This window comes from Tenacibaculum sp. HL-MS23 (assembly GCF_032463465.1).
Lineage (GTDB): Bacteria > Bacteroidota > Bacteroidia > Flavobacteriales > Flavobacteriaceae > Polaribacter > Polaribacter bernardetii.
The window spans coordinates 1,872,060-1,890,433 of record NZ_CP135989.1 but is presented as its reverse complement, the minus strand read 5'-3'; the positions used below and the strand labels follow the sequence as shown (position 1 = coordinate 1,890,433).

Sequence of the window (18,374 nt, the reverse complement as noted above, 5' to 3'; positions counted from 1 at the left end):
CTTAGCTCTTTTTCTTTTTTTACCGCTTGGCATAATTTTAAATGTTTTATAAAGTCTTTAGAAGTTAAAGACCTCTGATTAATAATTTTATTCTTTTACAGAAACTTTAGTTTTCACACCTTCTGTAAACACTTTTGATGGTTTAAAAGCAGGTATGTTGTGTGCAGGAATCTTAATAGTCGTATTTTTTGAAATATTTCTACCAGTTTTTTCTGCCCTAGTTTTGATGATAAAACTACCAAAACCTCTTAAATATACATTATCTCCGCTCTCTAATGCATCCTTTACTTCGTCCATAAATGCCTCAACAGTTGCTAAAACATCTGCTTTTTCAATTCCACTCTTATCTGAAATTTTAGATACGATATCTGCTTTTGTCATTCTATATATATTTTGAATTTATTTTTAAAAATGAGGGTGCAAATATATGATAATTAATCTATTCCGAAAATAATAAGAATAAAAAAATGTAAATAAAATAGAGTACTTTCGCTGGCTCAATTTACATAAATGATATTTGCTAACCAACTTATTTACTGGTATTTAAAAAACAAAAGAGATTTGCCTTGGCGTAAAACTAAAGACCCTTACTTGGTTTGGTTAAGTGAAATTATGTTACAACAAACACGAGTAGCACAAGGATTGCCATATTTTATGACCTTTACAACAGAGTTTGAAACAGTGTTTGACTTGGCAAAGGCTGATGAAAGCAAGGTGCTTAAATTGTGGCAAGGTTTAGGGTATTATTCAAGGGCAAGAAACCTACATTTTACCGCAAAATACATAGCTAATGAACTTAATGGAGTTTTTCCAAAAAACTATAAAGAGCTTTTAAGATTAAAGGGAATTGGAGATTATACAGCCTCTGCAATAGCCTCTGTTTGTTATGATGAACCTGTGGCAGTTGTTGATGGAAATGTGTACCGAGTTTTGGCGCGTTATTACGGAATCAGCACGCCAATAAACTCATCAAAAGGAATAAAGGAGTTTAAAGAATTAGCACAAACATTAATTGATGTTTCTCAGCCAGGAACTTATAATCAGGCTATAATGGATTTCGGAGCAACGCAGTGCAAACCACAAAATCCGCTATGTGATTCTTGTCCGTTATCTGAAAGCTGTATTGCGTTGGCTAAAAAGCAAATTAAAGAACTTCCAGTAAAAGAGAAGAAAATCAAAATAAAAAAGCGTTATTTTAATTTCTTGGTAGTTGTTACAGATGATAAAAAAACAATTATCGAGCAAAGAATAGGTAAAGGTATTTGGCAAGGAATGTATCAATTTCCGTTAATTGAAACAAAAGAACCAATATCTGAAAAGGCATTAGTTGCTAGTGAGCAATTTTTAACTCTTTTCCCTCAAGAAACGTTGTTGTCTTTATTTAATAAAGAAGATATTGTTCATAAATTATCACATCAGCATTTATTTACAAAATTTTGGATTGTTAAAATTTCAAATTCCGAAGAGAAAACTATTTTATGGCAAGACATTAAGCAATATCCGGTGCCTGTTTTGATTGATAAGTTTTTAAACGAATTTTCAGAGAACAAATAGTAAATTTTGTATATTTGATTTTATACAGTAAATTATGGCAGGTACAATTAATAAAGTTATTTTAATAGGTCATTTAGGTGATGCCGTAAAAATGCATTATTTTGAAGGCGGTAATGCTATTGGTCGTTTTCCTTTGGCAACAAACGAAACGTATACAAATCGCCAAACAGGCGAGAAAGTCACCAATGTAGAATGGCATAATATTGTTGTACGTAATAAACTAGCAGAAATTTGTGAAAAATATTTAACAAAAGGAGATAAAGTGTATTGCGAAGGACGAATTAAAACGCGTCAGTATGAAGCAGACGGGCAAAAACGTTATGCTACAGAAATTCAGGTACAAGAAATGACCTTTCTGTCAACAAAAAAAGACCTAACTAACGGAGGTTCTAATACAGAAATAGTAAAAAAAATAATGCTGCACCTAATGTAGCACCAACAGATAATGATGATTTACCATTCTAGTTTACTTAAATTATAAAAATTGGATACAGAACCCAACTCCTTGTTTTTACTTTTATCAACCATTAATTGGTTAACCACAATAAACTGTTTTGCATTACTTTTTTTATTAGTTTGCTCAGCTTTGGTTTCAGGAACCGAAGTGGCTTTTTTTTCAATATCACAAACTCAAATAGACGAACTTTCATCCTCATCAAAAGGACAAAGTACCGTTGTGTCGCTTCTAGAGGATCCGAAGAAATTATTAGGAACAATCTTAATAACAAACAATTTTATAAATATTCTTATTGTACTAATATTTGCCTCCTTAGGTGAGGTTTTTTTTAGCGGACTTTCTGGTGGAATAAAGTTTTTAATAGAAGTTGTTTTAGTAACCTTTTTAATTCTATTGTTTGGGGAAGTTTTGCCAAAAGTATATGCGACCAGAAAATCGATGCAATTTGCTAGTTTTATGGCGAAGCCTATTCAGGTTTTAAATATTCTTTTAACGCCTTTAAGTACGCCTCTTATAAAGCTAACCAGTATTGTAGAAAATAAGCTTGGAAACAAGAATAATAACCTTTCTGTAGAGCGTTTATCACAAGCTTTAGAATTAACATCAAGCGGAGCTACAACAAAGGAAGAACAAAAAATATTAGAAGGAATTGTAAGTTTTGGTAATACAGAAACAGTACAAATTATGAAACCAAGAACCGATGTTTGTGCAATTGCAGACGATACTTCGTATGAAGAGGTTTTAAAGATGATTTTAAAAAATGGGTATTCAAGAATTCCTGTTTATCACGAAAATATAGACAATATTAAAGGTGTTTTATATGCAAAAGATCTATTAGCATATTTAAATAAGAAGAGTTTTCAGTGGCAAAAACTATTACGCGAAGCTTTTTTTATACCAGAAAACAAAAAATTAGATGATTTGTTAAGCGAGTTTCAAGAAATGAAAAAACACTTAGCAATTGTTGTAGATGAATATGGTGGAACAAGCGGAATTGTAACCTTAGAAGATGTTATAGAAGAAATTGTAGGAGATATAAATGACGAATTTGATGATGAAGATTTGTCATATTCGAAAATAGATGAAAATAATTATATTTTTGAAGGTAAAACAACCATCAAAGATTTTTGTCGCGTATTAGAAGATGATGATGAAGAGAAGTTTGAAGAACTAAAAGGAGAAAGTGAAACCATAGCAGGTTTTATTTTAGAAGTGTCTGGTAAGTTTCCTAAAAAGGGTGAGAAAATAATCTTTAACATTTATACGTTTACTATAGAGGCGTTAGATAAGAAACGTATAAAACAAGTAAAAGCAACACGAAATGCATAAATTTTTATTGTTGATATCAGCAATGTTATTATTAAGTTGTGGTGAAGAAAGTTTACCAAAACCTAAAGGTTATTTAAGTCTTGAATATCCAGAAAAAGGATATAACAAGTTGAATAAAACAAGACCTTACCGTTTTGATATTGCTAAAAATGCGACTGTTAAAACTTTGCCGCAAAATTGGTTAAAAATTCAATATCCTAAATTAAAGGCTTCGGTAGATATTACGTACCGACCTGTAAATGATAATTTAAAAGAATTGTTGGTTGAAGCTGAAAAATTAGTGCTAGAACATACCGTAAAAGCCGATCATATTTCATGGAGAGATTATGCAGATACCGATAAAAAAATATATGGTAAAATGTGTGAAATCTCAGGAAATGCGGCCTCACAAATTCAATTTCATGTTACTGACAGTACAAGTCATTTTTTAAAAGGATCGCTGTTTTTTTATACAAAACCTAATTACGATTCTATTTTACCAGCAGTTGAATATATCAAAAAAGATATGATTCATATGTTGGAAACCTTAGAGTGGGAGGATTAATTTTTGTTAAAGCTATTTCCCGCTTTCCGCACTCGCTCTCTGCGAGGAGCTCAAACAAATGCTACAATCGGGGCTAGAAATTTTATGAAGTTTTGTTACCATAAACTTATTCTTTTACACTTCTATTTTGTAGTAATAAGTAAAATTGTAATCCGAATAAAATAGCTCCAGAAAGTAAATGTATTGCTTGCGTTCCGATAGGGAAATCAGCATAATACATTAAAATACCTGTCATGGTTTCTAGAAAAATCAAAAACACAATCCAGTTTACCAATTTGTACCCTAAGTTTTTAATTTGATTTAAGTAAAATATCCCCATGTTTACTAATACAATCGCAATTGTAAATGAACGGTGAAAGTAAAATTTAAAACTAGGGTTTAGCAAACTATATTGCTTGTTGTCGAATCCGAATAATTTGACTTGCTCATCAATAAACTGACGAACTTGAGTTCCTAGTGCAATTTGAACTAAAGAAAATACTACTGAAATGATTAACAATTTATTAAAAAGCGAATTGTATGCAGTAGGTTTACTATTTTGAGTAGCATCTAACGGCTTTTTAGAAACTATAAATAGTAACCATAATAGCAAGCCAACAATAACTAAACCACCAACCATGTGAATGGTAATAATAGTAGGTTTTAAGTTAGAATCTACCACAGTTTTACCTAGCCAGGCTTCAAAAAGCATTAAAAAGAAAGCTCCGAATGATAAAAGGGTAATAATTTTCTTTTCTCTCCAGAATTTGGTGGAAACGAAAATTAAAAACAAAAACGGAATTCCAGCCAAAGCAGAAGCTAATCGGTTAATGTACTCTGTCCAAGTATGAAATTTATTGAATTTTGCGTAGCTGTGTTTGGTATATTTTACCCAGTTATTATTGTTAAACTCTGTTGTTGTTTTTAAATCATTCTCAGCAACGAATAAAACCTCGTTTTTAACGATTATCATTCCCTCTTCATATGTAGTATTGGGTTGCCAAGTAATTTGCTCTTCAGAAGTTGGCGGAATGTAATATCCGAAACATTTTGGCCAATCTGGGCAGCCCATTCCGGATCCTGTCATACGAACTACAGATCCTGCTAAAAAAATAAGGTATACAGCAATTAACGAAATTTTTACTATGAGCGGAAAATGTTTTTTCATCAGAAGAAATGTTTTTACAAAGATAATATAAACGCATAAAAAAAGCCCCTCAAAAGAGAAGCTTGATTTTTATTTTTAAGATAAAATTTATGCTTTTTTCTCAGCATCACCTTTTGTACAGCATTCTTTTTTACAGTCAGCATCACAGGTTTTCTTTTCTGTGTCTTTTTTAGCGCAACAAGTCATAGTGCAACCTTCTTTGCATTCTTTTTTACTTGTTTCTGAAGCCTTGTACATATCACCACTACCAATCCCTTCAACAAAAGCAATTAAATCGGCTTTATTAGTAATGTTTGCATTATATTTTACATTGGCAATACTATCGTTAAATACTACGTTAGCTTCTAATACACCTTCTTTTTTAGATAAATCAGATGCTATTTTTTTAGCACATCCTATTTCGCAAGTCATTCCTGAAATACTTAAAGAAAGCTCTTTTGTATTTGCAGTAACTTCAGTTTTTTCTTCTTTAGTAGCGTCATCTTTCTTTGCTTCGTTTTTGCATCCAACGGCTAAAAAACTAACAAGAGTTAAAGCGAATATTATTTTTTGAATTTTCATCATTTTAATTTATTGAGTTATTTAGCAAAGTTATTAATAAAATCAAATTTATAGATATTAATAAACGAATTTTGTGCTTAAATGAATTGGTAATGAATAATCAACAACGAAAATGGTTCTATTTAGTAGTTCTTTCACTAGTCTGGGGAAGTTCTTTTATTTTAATGAAAAAAGCATTAATAAGTATATCGCCTATACATGTGGCTGCTTTACGAACTTTTTTTGCTGCTATTTTTGTGATTATAGTTGGTTTTAAAAGTTTACGAAAAATAAAAAAGAGACATTGGAAATATGTCTTCATAAGTACTTTAGTCGGTACCTTTTTTCCGGCATTTTTGTTTGCCTACGCAATTAAAGGAATCGATAGTTCAATAGCATCAATATTAAATTCACTAACACCATTTAATACTTTTATTATTGGTGCTTTAGTGTTTGGTTTTGCCTTTAAGAAAAGGCAGTTTATAGGAATTTTTATAGGCTTGGTTGGAACGATAATTTTAATTTTAAAAGGAGCAGACTTAAATCCAAATCAGAATTATTGGTATGCTTTGTTGCCAATTATTTCTTCAGTAGGTTATGCGTTTAATGTAAATATTATAAAGAAATACTTACATGATTTAGACGGGCTTACTATTACTACAGGGCACTTTTTAATAGTGATAATTCCTGTGTTAATAATATTAGGTTGTACAGGTTTTTTTACTGAATTTGAATTAAACTCTGAAACTAAGCCAGCGTTATTATATATAATTGTTTTATCAATTTTAGGAACAGCAATTGCAAAGGTGATATTTAATGATTTAGTGCATATTTCTTCGCCAATTTTTGCTTCGTCTGTAACTTATTTAATTCCGATTATAGCAGTAATGTGGGGAATTATAGATGGTGAGCAATTAAGTGTAATTCAATTGCTTGCTGGTGGAGTTATCTTATTTGGAGTTTGGATTACAAATAGATCAAAATAAAAAAGAGCCAAAACTTTCGCTTTGGCTCTCTTACTTGTTTTAACGTTTTTCTATTTACTGAAAATCAGCATCAGAAACACCTTCGTTAATTTTTATTTCTTTTACTACGAAGTTTAAATTCATTGGTCCTGATTTTAATCCAATTGAATGTGGAAATTTAATTCCGTTTACTTCTTTATAGTCAGAAAACACAGTTGGTACTTTAGTTTCTTTACCATCTGGAGTTTTTACTGTTTTAACTTCTTTTACTTTTAATCCAGAAGTCATATCATAATAAACCTCAGTGTCATTATATTTTAAAACAATAGCATTTTTACCTTCTATTGGTTCTACTCTTAATAATTTACCTGCAGTGTATTTTAAATCACTAAAAAGAGCATTACTATTTTTTGCTTTTTCAACTTGCTCTGGCGTCATAGCTGTTTTCTGACCTCTAGCTTCAGAATATCCTTTAGTTCCGTCAAAAACAGATTTCTGCATTACATTACCCATCACAGAAATTGACTGAGACGTTTTGTTTGGTGCAGCAGCTTTAACAGTCATCGCTAACGGAGTTCCTTGAATTGTTGCGTTAGAAACTATAGTTACTGTTTTAACAGCCTTAACTTTGTCTTTCCCTCCAATTGCAGTAAAATATTTATTTACAACATTTGCAGAAGTCATTCCTGCAGGAATAGGTAGAGTCATTGCTGGCTTAGTAGTAGGGTTTCCTTCAGTATCGAAATAGTTGATTTTATAATCAGAATTTTTTTCTAAATTCTTTAAAACTTCAATTCCTTTACCAGTAATTATAATACGCGCTTTATCACCTCTAAAATATTTAATTGCTGCATTTTGAACATCGTCTAAAGTTACAGCGTTAATATTTTTTAAGTAGTTTTCATAAAAATCTGCAGGCAAGTTATAAAGTGCAATGTTTAAAGCATAACGAGCAGCAGTTGCAGGCTTTTGAACCTCCATTACAAAATTACCAACATATTTAGCTTTTGCATTTTTTAATTCTTCAGCAGATACTTTTTGATAACGAATTTTGTTGATTTCTTTTTGTATTTCTACAACAGAGCTATCTGTTACGGCATTACGAACACTTGCTGTTGCTCTAAATGTTGCAGCATCTCTACTTTGTCTAACACTAGAATAAGAACCATAAGTATACCCTTTATCTTCACGTAAATTCATGAATAAACGAGCAGTTCCGCCACCACCTAAAATACTGTTTGCTAATAAAGCAGCATAATAATCTTTATCACCTAATTTTAAATCGATGTTATTTGCAACTACAATTTCTGATTGTACTGCATTAGACATGTTGATAAAGTTAATTTCGGTAGTATTTACGTTTTCTGGCTTAGAAAAAGCAACCGCAGGTACATTTCCTTTTTTCCAGTCACCAAATAGTTTTGTTACCATTTTTTTAGTTTCTGAAGGATCTATATCTCCAACAATTACTAAATAAGCATTATTTGGTTTATAATAGGTGTCAAAATTATTCTGAACATCTGTAAGTGTAATATTACTGATAGATTCTTTGGTTGTAAATTCACCAAAAGGGTGGTTTTTACCATAGATTAAAGCACCTTCAGCTCTTCTTGCGATTGCTGTTACACTTTTTTCATTTGATTTTAATCCGTCTAAAGTAACTTTAACCTCTTTGTCGAATTCTTCTTGGGTAAACTGAGAGTTCTTAACACCGTCTGCCATTAACCCTAATACTTCAGGAAAGTATTTTTTTAATGATGCAGCAGCAGCTCCAGAACTAAAAAAGTTAACACGAGCACCAAGATAATCTACCTTTTCGTTAAATTCATCTTTTGTAATATTTGTAGTTCCGCGGCCTAATAAGCTTCCCATCATACCAGATAAACCTGCTTTGTTTCCTTCAACAACAGCTTTGTTATCAATAGTTAAACTTGCAGAAGCTCTTGGTAATTTATGGTTTTCAACCATTATAACCTGTAGCCCGTTTGGCAATGTAAATTTATCAACTTTACCTAACTGTACTTTTGGTGCTGGTCCTGGCTTGGGTTGTACGCTTCTATCTATCTGTGCAGTTGTAGCAAAAGACATTGCTAAAATTGCGATAAGTGATACTATTTTTGTCTTCATAATATATTATTGTCTTTTGATTTATTTCTTTTTTGGTAAATATTCTAAAACTAATCGTTGATTAGGATTTAAATATTTTTTAGCAACTTCTTTAATTTCTTCACGGGTAATTGAACGGTAAATGTCAATTTCTGTGTTAATTAAATTAGTATCACCATATAAAACATTGTAGCGAGCTAATGAATTCGCAATTCCTTCAACACTAGCGTTCGCATTCACAAAATTGTTTTCGAATTTGTTTTGTAATTTTTGATATGCCTTTTCAGAAATTAAATTCGTTTGAATCTTTGCAATCTCTTCATCAATTTCTTTAGTTAAATCAGTTAAAGATGTTTTTCCTAAAGGAAGACCATAAACAATATAGGTTCCGTAATCTTCTTGGTTAGAACTGAAAGCTCCAACTTGTAATGCCATTTTTTTAGTATCTACTAATTTTTTATATAAAACAGAGCTTTTACCATCGCTTAAATAAGTAGAAATCATATCTAAAACTCTAGCATCTCTTGTTTTCATAGATGGAGTTCTGTAGGCATTAACTATAGCAGGTATTTGAATGTTAGCATCGTATGCCTTTGCGTTTATTTGCTTAGTAATAGGATCTTCTTTTAAGAAGGTTCTGGTTATTTCTGCACCTTTAGGAATTGGGCCAAAATAATCTTGTACCATTCTCTTGGTTGTTTTAATATCAATATCACCAGCAACAACTAAAGTTGCATTATTAGGAACGTAGAATTTTTTATTGAACGCTAAGAATTCAGCTAAAGTAGCGTCATCTAAATGTTTCATTTTTCCAATAGTAGTTCCTTTATAAGGGTGTTTTTTAAAGATGTTCTTTTTAACGTTCTCTAAAAAGCTACCGTAAGGCTGATTATCTACACGTAATCTTTTTTCTTCTTTTACAACTTCATTCTGAGTATCAACACCACCTTGGTTAATAACCGGGTGTAATAAACGTTCAGATTCCATCCATAAACCTAACTCTAAATTATTAGAAGGAAAGACTTCGTAGTAATATGTTCTATCATCGGTTGTATTTGCATTGTTTTTACCTCCGTTAGAAGAAACAATTTTAAACCAATCTCCTTTTTTAATGTTTTTAGTTCCTTCAAATAATAAGTGTTCGAAAAAATGAGCCATACCTGTTCTATCTGGCTGTTCATCTTTTGCTCCAACATGATACATTACAGCTGTTGTTACTACAGGTGCAGATTTATCTTGATGTAAAATCACATGCATTCCATTACTTAAATCGTACTCTTCAAAGGCTACTTTTTGTGCATTAGCAGCAAAGCCAATAAACAAAGCAGCACTAAGAGTTATAATACTTTTTTTCATTGATAAAATTTTAGTTTTAACTGATTTTATTATATGTGACGTGAAATTAGGATATTCGTTACATTAAAAAAGGTAGAATAAATTATTTTTTTACAAACTGAATATTAATTTACTGAATTAAAGCTTGTTTGTTGTAAAAAATGTATATTTGCATCCGCATTTTCACTAAGAAAGTGTAAAATAAGTATAACGCAAAACAAAAAGTATGTACGCAATCGTAGAGATAGCAGGGCAGCAATTTAAAGTAGCAAAAGACCAAAAGGTATTCGTACACCGTTTACAAGACGCAGAAGGATCAGAAGTAATTTTTGATAATGTAATGCTAATTGAAGACAAAGGGAACGTAACTATTGGCGCCCCAGCTATAACAGGTGCAGGAGTAACTGCAAAGGTATTACGTCACTTAAAAGGTGATAAAGTAATCGTTTTCAAGAAGAAAAGAAGAAAAGGTTACAAGAAGAAAAACGGACACAGACAGTATTTAACTGAGATTCAAATCGAAGGAATTGCTGCATCTGGTGCTAAAAAAACAGTAACTAAAAAAGAAACTCCTAAGGTTGAGGCAAAAGCTGAATCTAAGGACTTAAGTTCAATGACTGTTGCTGAATTAAAAGCTTTAGCTAAAGAAAAAGGTATCTCAGGATATACTTCTTTAAAGAAAGCAGAATTAATTGAAGCGTTAAGCAAATAATTAACTTTAAAAACTTAGAGAGATGGCTCATAAAAAAGGTGTCGGTAGTTCGAAGAACGGTAGAGAATCAGAATCGAAACGACTAGGAGTAAAGATTTTTGGAGGACAAGCTGCAATTGCAGGAAACATTATTGTTCGTCAAAGAGGAACAACTCACAACCCAGGTGAAAATGTTTATATGGGAAAAGATCATACTTTACATGCTAGAGTTGATGGTGTAGTTGAATTCAGAAAGAAAAGAGACAACAGGTCATACGTTTCTATAGTTCCTTTCGAGGCTTAAGAAATTTTTGATTTAATAAATTAAAGCTCAAACACTTGTTGTTTGAGCTTTTTTATGTTTTAAAACGAAATTAAATTTAATGCAAAAAAAAACACTACTATAAAGTAATGCTTGTTTTTTTAATTTCTTATTGATGAATCCCCCAATTTATCAATACGATTCCCTTGTGTATTATATAACAAATATATGGCGTAAATATATTTTAAAAAGTTGCTAATGTGTAAATGGTCTTAATTTGTGTGTAGATGGTTTTTGTATTGTTTTTTTAGGTAATTTTTTATGTTCTTTAGATCGTTTCTTCATTTTTAACGTTTTATTATTACATTAATATCAGTTACATTTGATAGAAATACTACTATATGTTAAAAGCTGTAATTGTTGATGACGAGCCTAAAGCTATACAGGGACTTACTTGGGAATTGTCTAATTTTGACACTGATTTAGAGGTTATAGAAACCTTTACGGAGGCAGAAGAGGCTATTAAATATATTAATAGTAATGCCATCGATTGTCTTTTTTTAGATATTGAAATGCCAACAATGGATGGTTTTCAATTACTTGATAGATTAGATAAAAAAGATTTTGCAATTGTAATTACAACAGCTTATAATGAGTATGCAATAAAGGCTTTAAAAAATGAAGCGATCGATTATTTGCTTAAACCTGTAGATTCTGATGATTTAGAGGAAACATTAAACAGAGTTAAAAGTCATCATGTTAAAAATAATAACCACGAAAAATTCGAGCAAATACTAACAAACTTTAATAAAAAATTCAAAAAAAGAAAAATAACAATAAATACCGATGGTAAATTAATTTTTTTAGAAGAATCGGAAATTTTATTTGTTGAATCTGACGGTAATTATTGTTCTATTCATACAGTCAACAATAAAAAAATTGTAATAACAAAAAAGTTAAAAGAGATTAATTTATTACTCCCAGAAGAACATTTTTTTAGAATACATAATTCATTTATTATCAACTTAAACAAGATTAAAGAATTTTTAAGGTCGGATGGTTATGTGGTTTTAGAGGACAATCATAAAATACCAGTTTCACGTCAGAGAAAATCTGATTTTCTAGAAAAATTTTAAAAATGAAATTCTTCCTTGTAACAATCTTACTCTTTTTAACTACTATCACCTGTCTATCACAAAATAACGTTGACAGTTTAATCACTGGCGCTTTATTGAAAAAAGAAACTAGTTACTTTAAACTCCAACAGCATTTTAAAAGAGCTAGGTTTACTGATAATCAGATAAAAAATCTTTTAGAGGAAAGCAAAAAGAGTAATTATGTAATAGGAGAAATATTTGCAAAAAAAGTAGAAGGGCGTTTATTTAGAAATATTACAGAGTATGATAAGGCAGTAGAAAGCTATAACGAGGCGCTAAGACTCGCTAAAGAAATAGAAAGTAAAGAGGCTGAAATCGTAATATTAAATCAGTTAGGGGTTGTTTACAGGCGTCAAGATAAAATTAGATCTGCATTAAACAACCATCAAGCAGCTTTAGAGATTGTTACTCAAATAGAAAGTCCAAATGAAGATATTAAAAAGAGTAATAGTATTACTATAAATAGTATTGGGAATATTTATTTGGCTTTAAAACAATATGGAAGAGCTTTAGAAAAGTTTAACCAATCTATTCTTATTCAGGATAGCTTAGATGATAAAAGAGGTTTAGCAATTAATCATCAAAATATTGGATACGCTTATAAAAATATTGGCGATTTAGATTTAGCTTTAGAAAATTACCAAAAGTCTTTAAGATATAACACCTTAAATAATGATAAATTAGGAAAAGTAATTTGCCATAATAGTATCGCTGATGTTTTAATTCAAAAAGGAAAATATAATGAAGCATACCAATACATTGCAGAGGTTGTTGCTTCTGCAGAAGAAATAAGTAATAGATATTACTTGTCTGAAGTTTACAATACATATGGTTGGGTTTCAATAAAATTAAATAAAGATGAGGATGCTGAAGACTATTTAGAAAGGGCACTTAAAATAGGCTTAGAAAATAATATTCTTTCTAGCTTAACTTTATCATATGCACACTTATCTGAGTTAAATCAAAAAAAAGAGAATTATAAAAAAGCCTTAGAATACTATCATAAATCTATAGATGTAGAAAGAAGAACTTACAACAATAAAAATGTTAGGTATGTAAATAGTCTTATAGATAGGTATGATAGCGAAGTAAATACTAATAAAATAAAAGACTTAGCAAAAGAAAATGAAATTACTAAATTAAAACTGCTAAGAAATCGTAATATTTTAATTATCGCGCTGGTATCGATTGCTTTATTTGGAGTTTTATTGTACTCGATATACAGACAACGTTTGTTAAAAAATGATAAACAAATATTACTTTTAGAGCAAGATGCTTTAAGAATACAAATGAATCCTCATTTTGTGTTTAATGCGTTGAATTCTATTAAACTATATATTATAAATAACGAACAAAAAAATGCAGTTCGATATTTAAATAAATTCTCAAAGTTAATTAGAAGTATTCTGGAATCTAGTACGGTAAAAGAAGTTAACCTTGCAGAAGAACTTAAAACAATGACTTTATATATGAGTATTGAAAATATTCGTTTTTCAAATGCAATAGTATATGAAGAAAAAATAAGCTCAATTGTTAACTTAGAAGTTATTAAAATACCGCCATTAATTTTACAGCCATTTTTAGAAAACGCTATTTGGCATGGACTTTCTTCAAAAAAGGGAGATAAAAAAGTTGTATTATCTGTTGAGAAAATATCTGATGAATTTGTTCAAATAGATATAGTTGATAATGGAATTGGTCGTAAAGAAGCTTTTAGAATTAAAAGTAACAAAACGTTAAATAGAAAATCAATAGGCATTGATTTAACGAAAGAAAGATTAATGAATTTCTCTTCTCAGTTTCAAAACGATTATTCATTAGTTTATGTCGATTTACTTGATGAAAGTGGTAATATTAAAGGAACAAAAGTATCTTTAAAACTACCTTTAATTTAAAAATTAAACTTTAATTGTACCCATATTGCTTCTTTTATTTCGGTATTTAGGTTGCTAAAAGAAATACCAAGTAACCGAACAGAGTTTTTTAAAGATTCTTGATATAATAGTTTTTTTATAATAGGATAAAAATCTTGTTTATCCTGAATATAATTATCAGTAGTTTTACTTCTAGTTTGTTGTGTAAAATCACTGTACTTTATCTTTAAAGTAATCGTTTTTCCTTTTGTATTCGATTTTTTCATTCTTCGTTCTAACTCATCTGCTATTTTTTCGAGAGGTTGTAGCATAAAAATTTCCGAAGATAAATTTTCATTAAAAGTAGTTTCTGCTGCAACTGATTTTCGAATCCTATTTGGCTTTACCTCACTATTATGAATTCCTCTTACAATATTATAATAATGTAGTCCAGATTTGCCAAATAAAAGAGTAAGTTCTTCTAGTGTTTTTTTCTTTAAATCTAGCCCTTTAAAAATACCTAAATTATGCATTTTAGCAGCGGTAACTTTACCTACGCCGTAAAATTTATTGACAGACAGCTGTTCTAAAAAGGGAATAACATCATCAGGATTAATAGTTTTCTGACCATTAGGTTTGTTAATGTCAGAAGCAATTTTAGCTACAAATTTATTAATTGATATTCCTGCGGATGCTCTTAACTCGAGTTCGTTCCAAATACGTTCACGAATTTCTTCGGCAATTAAACTAGCCGATAAATTACTTTTTTTATTTTCGGTAACATCTAAATAAGCTTCATCTAAAGAAAGAGGTTCAACCAAATCGGTATAATCATAAAAAATTGCTCTAATCTTAGAAGATATTTCCTTGTAACGATCAAACCTAGGGGGAACAAATATTAAATGAGGGCATTTTTTTTTAGCGAGAAAACCACTCATAGCAGATCTAACGCCAAATTTTCGAGCTTCGTAGCTAGCAGCTGAAACCACACCGCGTATTTCATTACCACCAACAGCAAGAGGTTTATTTCTTAAGTCAGGATTATCTAATTGCTCAACCGAAGCATAAAAGGCATCCATGTCTACATGAATAATTTTACGATATGGTGGTTGAAGAGACATTTTTAGGATGCTAAATTAGAATATAAAATTACTCATTTAAAAAGAAAAAGCACTCGAAAGAGTGCTTTTAAATTGATTTACTTTTTAAATCTAAGAACTTCAGATCGCCCTTTTTTAAATATTTTATTACTGGCATGTGTGCCTTTTCGTAATTCTTTTTGTTCTTCGTATGATAGTTGAATAATTTCTTGACAATCAGAAGAACATGTGTTTTCTGTTCTTTCTGCACATTCATCACACTGAATAAATAATAAATGACAACCTTCGTTTGCGCAGTTAGTATGTTCATCGCAAGCTTTACCACATTGATGACAATTAGAAACTACATCGTCTGTAATTCGCTCCGCTCTTCGGTGATCGAAAACGAAGTTTTTACCAATAAATTTATTCTCAATACCTTCATCTTTTACCTGACGCGTATATTCTATAATTCCACCTTCTAACTGAAAAACGTTTTTAAAACCTTTGTGTTTGTAATAAGCAGAAGCTTTTTCACAACGAATTCCGCCAGTACAATACATCAATAAATTTTTATCTTCTTTATTGTTTTTTAAATCTTCTTCAATAATATCTAAAGAATCTCGAAAAGTATCTACATCAGGTGTAATTGCGCCATTAAAATGCCCAATTTCACTTTCGTAATGATTACGCATATCAACACAAACAGTGTTTGGGTTGGCTAACATTTCATTAAACTCTTTCGCATTTAAATGCACACCTTTATCGGTAACATCAAAAGTATCATCATTTAAACCATCGGCTACAATCTTGTTACGAACCTTTACTTTTAATTTTAAAAATGATTTGTTATCGTGTTCAACTGCAACATTTAATCTAATATCTTTTAAAAAAGAAATAGCATCTAATTGTTCTTTAAGTTGTAAGAAATTATCAGCGGGAACAGACATTTGGGCGTTAATTCCTTCGTAAGAAACGTATGTTCTACCAAGAACCTCTAAATCATTCCATTCTAGGAATAATTTATCTCTAAATAATTGTGGATTTTCTATCTTAAAATATTGATAGAAAGAAATTGTTAAACGATCCTTACCGGCTTCGTCAATTAATGCAGCGCGTTCTTTTGCGCTTAACTTATTGTACAGTTGCATGCTATACTTTTTTTAGTTAGTCAAAATATTTGTTGATTTTTATAAAATCTTTGCAAATGTACTTCTTTTTTGATTTTTTTTGTTTAAAACCACACTTTTTACTTTAATTTGATGTTTTTTGAACTTTAACTAAAAATATCAATAAAAACAGATACAACTAATTCAATTTTTTTAAACCTTTGTATCATTATAGATTAACAGAACTAAATAATAAAAAATGAGAGTAGCAGTTGTTGGTGCCACCGGAATGGTAGGTAATGTAATGTTACAAATATTAGCAGAACGTAACTTTGGCGTAACAGAATTAATTCCTGTTGCTTCTGAACGTTCAGTTGGTAATAAAATTGATTTTAAAGGAACTGAATATACTGTTGTTGGTTTAGAAACAGCCGTTAAAATGAAGCCAGATTTGGCATTGTTTTCTGCAGGAGGCGAAACTTCTTTAATTTGGGCACCAAAGTTTGCAGAAATTGGTACCACGGTAATTGATAACTCTTCTACTTGGAGAATGGATTCAACCAAAAAATTAGTGGTTCCAGAAATTAACGGAGATGTGCTAACGTCCGAAGATAAAATTATTGCAAACCCTAACTGTTCCACGATTCAGCTAGTAATGGCATTAGCGCCTTTGCATAAAAAATACAAGATGAAGCGTGTGGTAATTTCTACCTATCAATCTGTTTCAGGAACAGGTATAAAAGCTGTTCAGCAATTAAATAATGAAGAGGCTGGTATTGACGGTGAAATGGCGTATCCTCATAAAATAGGAAGAAATGCTTTACCGCATTGCGACGTTTTTTTAGAAAACGGATACACCAAAGAAGAAATGAAATTGGTAAAAGAGCCAAAGAAAATTTTACGAGATGATTCTTTTTCTGTTACAGCAACTGCGGTTAGAATTCCTACTGCAGGAGGGCATTCTGAAGCTGTAAACGTACAGTTTAAAAATGATTTCGATTTAAAAGAAGTTCGTGAAATTTTAAATAATACGGCAGGAATTATAGTGCAAGATGATGTGGCGAATAATTTATATCCAATGCCAATTACAGCACACAATAAAGATGAAGTTTTTGTAGGTAGAATTCGTAGAGATGAATCTCAAGACAACACCTTAAATCTTTGGGTTGTTTCTGATAATCTTCGTAAAGGAGCCGCAACTAATACGGTACAAATAGCTGAATATTTAGTTGCTAATAATTTGATTAAAAAATCGATTACAGTTTAAAATATAATTTTATACTTATACAATCCTGTGCTAATTAGTACAGGATTTTTATTTTTGAAGAATGAATAAAGAACTAATAACTACAAATACCATAGTATTTGTAAAAGAAACGTTAAAGGGAGCAGAAGGAGGACATGATTGGTTTCATATAGAGCGGGTGTATAAAAATGCTTTATTAATAGCCGCTGATGAAGATGTTGATGAGTTTATAGTATCGTTAGGTGCTTTATTGCATGATATTGCCGATGCTAAGTTTTATGACGGAGATGAAACTGTTGGGCCAAAGTTGGCACGAGATTTTTTAGAAAGCGAGCAAGTTACTGAAGAGATTATTATACATATAGAAAATATTATTAATTATATCTCTTTTAAAACAAGTTTGACGAACGGAGAAAAATTTAGCTCACCAGAACTAAGTGTTATTCAGGATGCAGATAGGTTAGATGCGATTGGAGCGATTGGAATTGCACGTTGTTTTAATTATGGAGGATTTAAAAATAGAGCTTTATATGATCCAGAAATAGCTCCGAATTTAAATATGACAAAAGAAGAGTATAAAAAATCTACAGCACCAACAATTAATCATTTTTATGAAAAGTTATTACTTTTAAAAGATAAGATGAATACGGAAACTGGTAAAAAAATTGCCAACGAAAGACATTTTTATATGAAAGGTTTTTTACAACAGTTTTACGATGAGTTTAATGGTGTTAAATAGTAGTTTATTTAAGAATAGTTTATTTATTTTTTATTTTAAATAAAAAAACCGCAATATAAGTTGTGAATGTTTAAAAATAATATATATTTGTTTTAAGAGTTAGTAATTCCCCTTTATTAACTATAACAATCCCCTAAATTGTTAAAAAAGCATCTAGATTTCTAGATGCTTTTTTATTGTTTAGGTTTTAAGGTTTTTAATATTAAATGAATATGAAAAAATTATATCTAAGCTTTGTAAATAATGAGATATTTTATTAAA

18 protein-coding genes are annotated in these 18,374 nt (G+C 30.4%); 11 read left to right on the top strand and 7 right to left on the bottom strand.

The features are described from left to right. Nucleotides 1-87 precede the first annotated feature (87 nt). Nucleotides 88-381, bottom strand: coding sequence for an HU family DNA-binding protein (locus RRF68_RS08835; RefSeq protein WP_218771765.1), 294 nt, complete (start codon nucleotides 379-381; stop codon nucleotides 88-90). A 129-nt stretch (nucleotides 382-510) separates the two neighbouring features. Between RRF68_RS08835 and mutY the strand changes: the two genes are divergently transcribed. From mutY to gldD, 4 genes are read left to right on the top strand one after another with little or no spacing between them, the layout of a single operon-like run. Continuing rightward, nucleotides 511-1,554 carry an A/G-specific adenine glycosylase gene (mutY, locus tag RRF68_RS08830; protein WP_315944116.1) on the top strand — a complete coding sequence of 348 codons (1,044 nt, stop codon included), beginning with the start codon at nucleotides 511-513 and terminating at the stop codon, nucleotides 1,552-1,554. A gap of 34 nt (nucleotides 1,555-1,588) precedes the next feature. Continuing rightward, on the top strand, nucleotides 1,589-1,987 hold the full coding sequence (locus tag RRF68_RS08825) for a single-stranded DNA-binding protein (RefSeq protein ID WP_315944115.1): 399 nt from the start codon (nucleotides 1,589-1,591) through the stop codon (nucleotides 1,985-1,987). A gap of 51 nt (nucleotides 1,988-2,038) precedes the next feature. Then, nucleotides 2,039-3,340, top strand: a complete 1,302-nt coding sequence (gldE, locus tag RRF68_RS08820; RefSeq protein ID WP_315944114.1) for a gliding motility-associated protein GldE — start codon at nucleotides 2,039-2,041, stop codon at nucleotides 3,338-3,340. Further along, on the top strand, nucleotides 3,333-3,884 hold the full coding sequence (gene gldD, locus RRF68_RS08815; RefSeq protein ID WP_275315082.1) for a gliding motility lipoprotein GldD: 552 nt from the start codon (nucleotides 3,333-3,335) through the stop codon (nucleotides 3,882-3,884). The genes gldE and gldD overlap by 8 nt, the downstream gene beginning before the upstream one ends. Nucleotides 3,885-3,990: 106 nt before the next feature. Here the strand turns inward: gldD and RRF68_RS08810 are convergent, their stop codons facing one another. Both RRF68_RS08810 and RRF68_RS08805 read right to left on the bottom strand, forming a co-directional pair. Further along, entirely contained in the window at nucleotides 3,991-5,031 is a 1,041-nt protein-coding gene (locus tag RRF68_RS08810) for a COX15/CtaA family protein (RefSeq protein ID WP_275315081.1), read from the bottom strand. 87 nt (nucleotides 5,032-5,118) lie between these two features. Continuing rightward, nucleotides 5,119-5,595, bottom strand: coding sequence for a cation transporter (locus RRF68_RS08805; protein WP_315944113.1), 477 nt, complete (start codon nucleotides 5,593-5,595; stop codon nucleotides 5,119-5,121). A gap of 89 nt (nucleotides 5,596-5,684) precedes the next feature. On the opposite strand from RRF68_RS08805, the gene RRF68_RS08800 reads away from it, so the two are divergent. Next, nucleotides 5,685-6,557, top strand: a complete 873-nt coding sequence (locus RRF68_RS08800; RefSeq protein WP_315944112.1) for a DMT family transporter — start codon at nucleotides 5,685-5,687, stop codon at nucleotides 6,555-6,557. Between the two features lie 54 nt (nucleotides 6,558-6,611). On the opposite strand, the gene RRF68_RS08795 is transcribed toward RRF68_RS08800, so the two are convergent. After that, a complete protein-coding gene (locus tag RRF68_RS08795; RefSeq protein WP_315944111.1) occupies nucleotides 6,612-8,663 on the bottom strand; it encodes a pitrilysin family protein in 2,052 nt (683 codons plus the stop codon). Nucleotides 8,664-8,684: 21 nt separating this feature from the next. Further along, nucleotides 8,685-9,998, bottom strand: a complete 1,314-nt coding sequence (locus RRF68_RS08790) for a M16 family metallopeptidase (protein ID WP_218771757.1) — start codon at nucleotides 9,996-9,998, stop codon at nucleotides 8,685-8,687. 205 nt (nucleotides 9,999-10,203) lie between these two features. On the opposite strand from RRF68_RS08790, the gene rplU reads away from it, so the two are divergent. From rplU to RRF68_RS08770, 4 genes are all read left to right on the top strand, one after another. Continuing rightward, on the top strand, nucleotides 10,204-10,689 hold the full coding sequence (gene rplU, locus RRF68_RS08785) for a 50S ribosomal protein L21 (protein ID WP_218771756.1): 486 nt from the start codon (nucleotides 10,204-10,206) through the stop codon (nucleotides 10,687-10,689). Nucleotides 10,690-10,711: 22 nt separating this feature from the next. Beyond that, on the top strand, nucleotides 10,712-10,972 hold the full coding sequence (gene rpmA / locus RRF68_RS08780) for a 50S ribosomal protein L27 (protein WP_218771755.1): 261 nt from the start codon (nucleotides 10,712-10,714) through the stop codon (nucleotides 10,970-10,972). A gap of 359 nt (nucleotides 10,973-11,331) precedes the next feature. Then, complete coding sequence (locus tag RRF68_RS08775; RefSeq protein ID WP_218771754.1) at nucleotides 11,332-12,066, top strand: LytR/AlgR family response regulator transcription factor; 735 nt, start codon at nucleotides 11,332-11,334, stop codon at nucleotides 12,064-12,066. Nucleotides 12,067-12,068: 2 nt separating this feature from the next. Further along, nucleotides 12,069-13,982, top strand: a complete 1,914-nt coding sequence (locus RRF68_RS08770; protein ID WP_315944110.1) for a tetratricopeptide repeat protein — start codon at nucleotides 12,069-12,071, stop codon at nucleotides 13,980-13,982. Here RRF68_RS08770 and dinB read toward each other — a convergent pair. Together dinB and RRF68_RS08760 are read right to left on the bottom strand one after the other, a co-directional pair. Next, nucleotides 13,979-15,061, bottom strand: a complete 1,083-nt coding sequence (gene dinB, locus RRF68_RS08765; RefSeq protein WP_218771752.1) for a DNA polymerase IV — start codon at nucleotides 15,059-15,061, stop codon at nucleotides 13,979-13,981. The two genes, RRF68_RS08770 and dinB, sit on opposite strands and share 4 nt — an antisense overlap. Nucleotides 15,062-15,138: 77 nt before the next feature. Then, the gene (locus tag RRF68_RS08760; protein ID WP_315944109.1) at nucleotides 15,139-16,170 is read right to left on the bottom strand and encodes a rhodanese-related sulfurtransferase; all 1,032 of its coding nucleotides are present in this window, start codon (nucleotides 16,168-16,170) and stop codon (nucleotides 15,139-15,141) included. A 217-nt stretch (nucleotides 16,171-16,387) separates the two neighbouring features. Between RRF68_RS08760 and RRF68_RS08755 the strand changes: the two genes are divergently transcribed. After that, complete coding sequence (locus RRF68_RS08755; RefSeq protein ID WP_315944108.1) at nucleotides 16,388-17,395, top strand: aspartate-semialdehyde dehydrogenase; 1,008 nt, start codon at nucleotides 16,388-16,390, stop codon at nucleotides 17,393-17,395. Nucleotides 17,396-17,456: 61 nt separating this feature from the next. Next, complete coding sequence (locus tag RRF68_RS08750; protein ID WP_315944107.1) at nucleotides 17,457-18,113, top strand: HD domain-containing protein; 657 nt, start codon at nucleotides 17,457-17,459, stop codon at nucleotides 18,111-18,113. Nucleotides 18,114-18,374 lie beyond the last annotated feature (261 nt).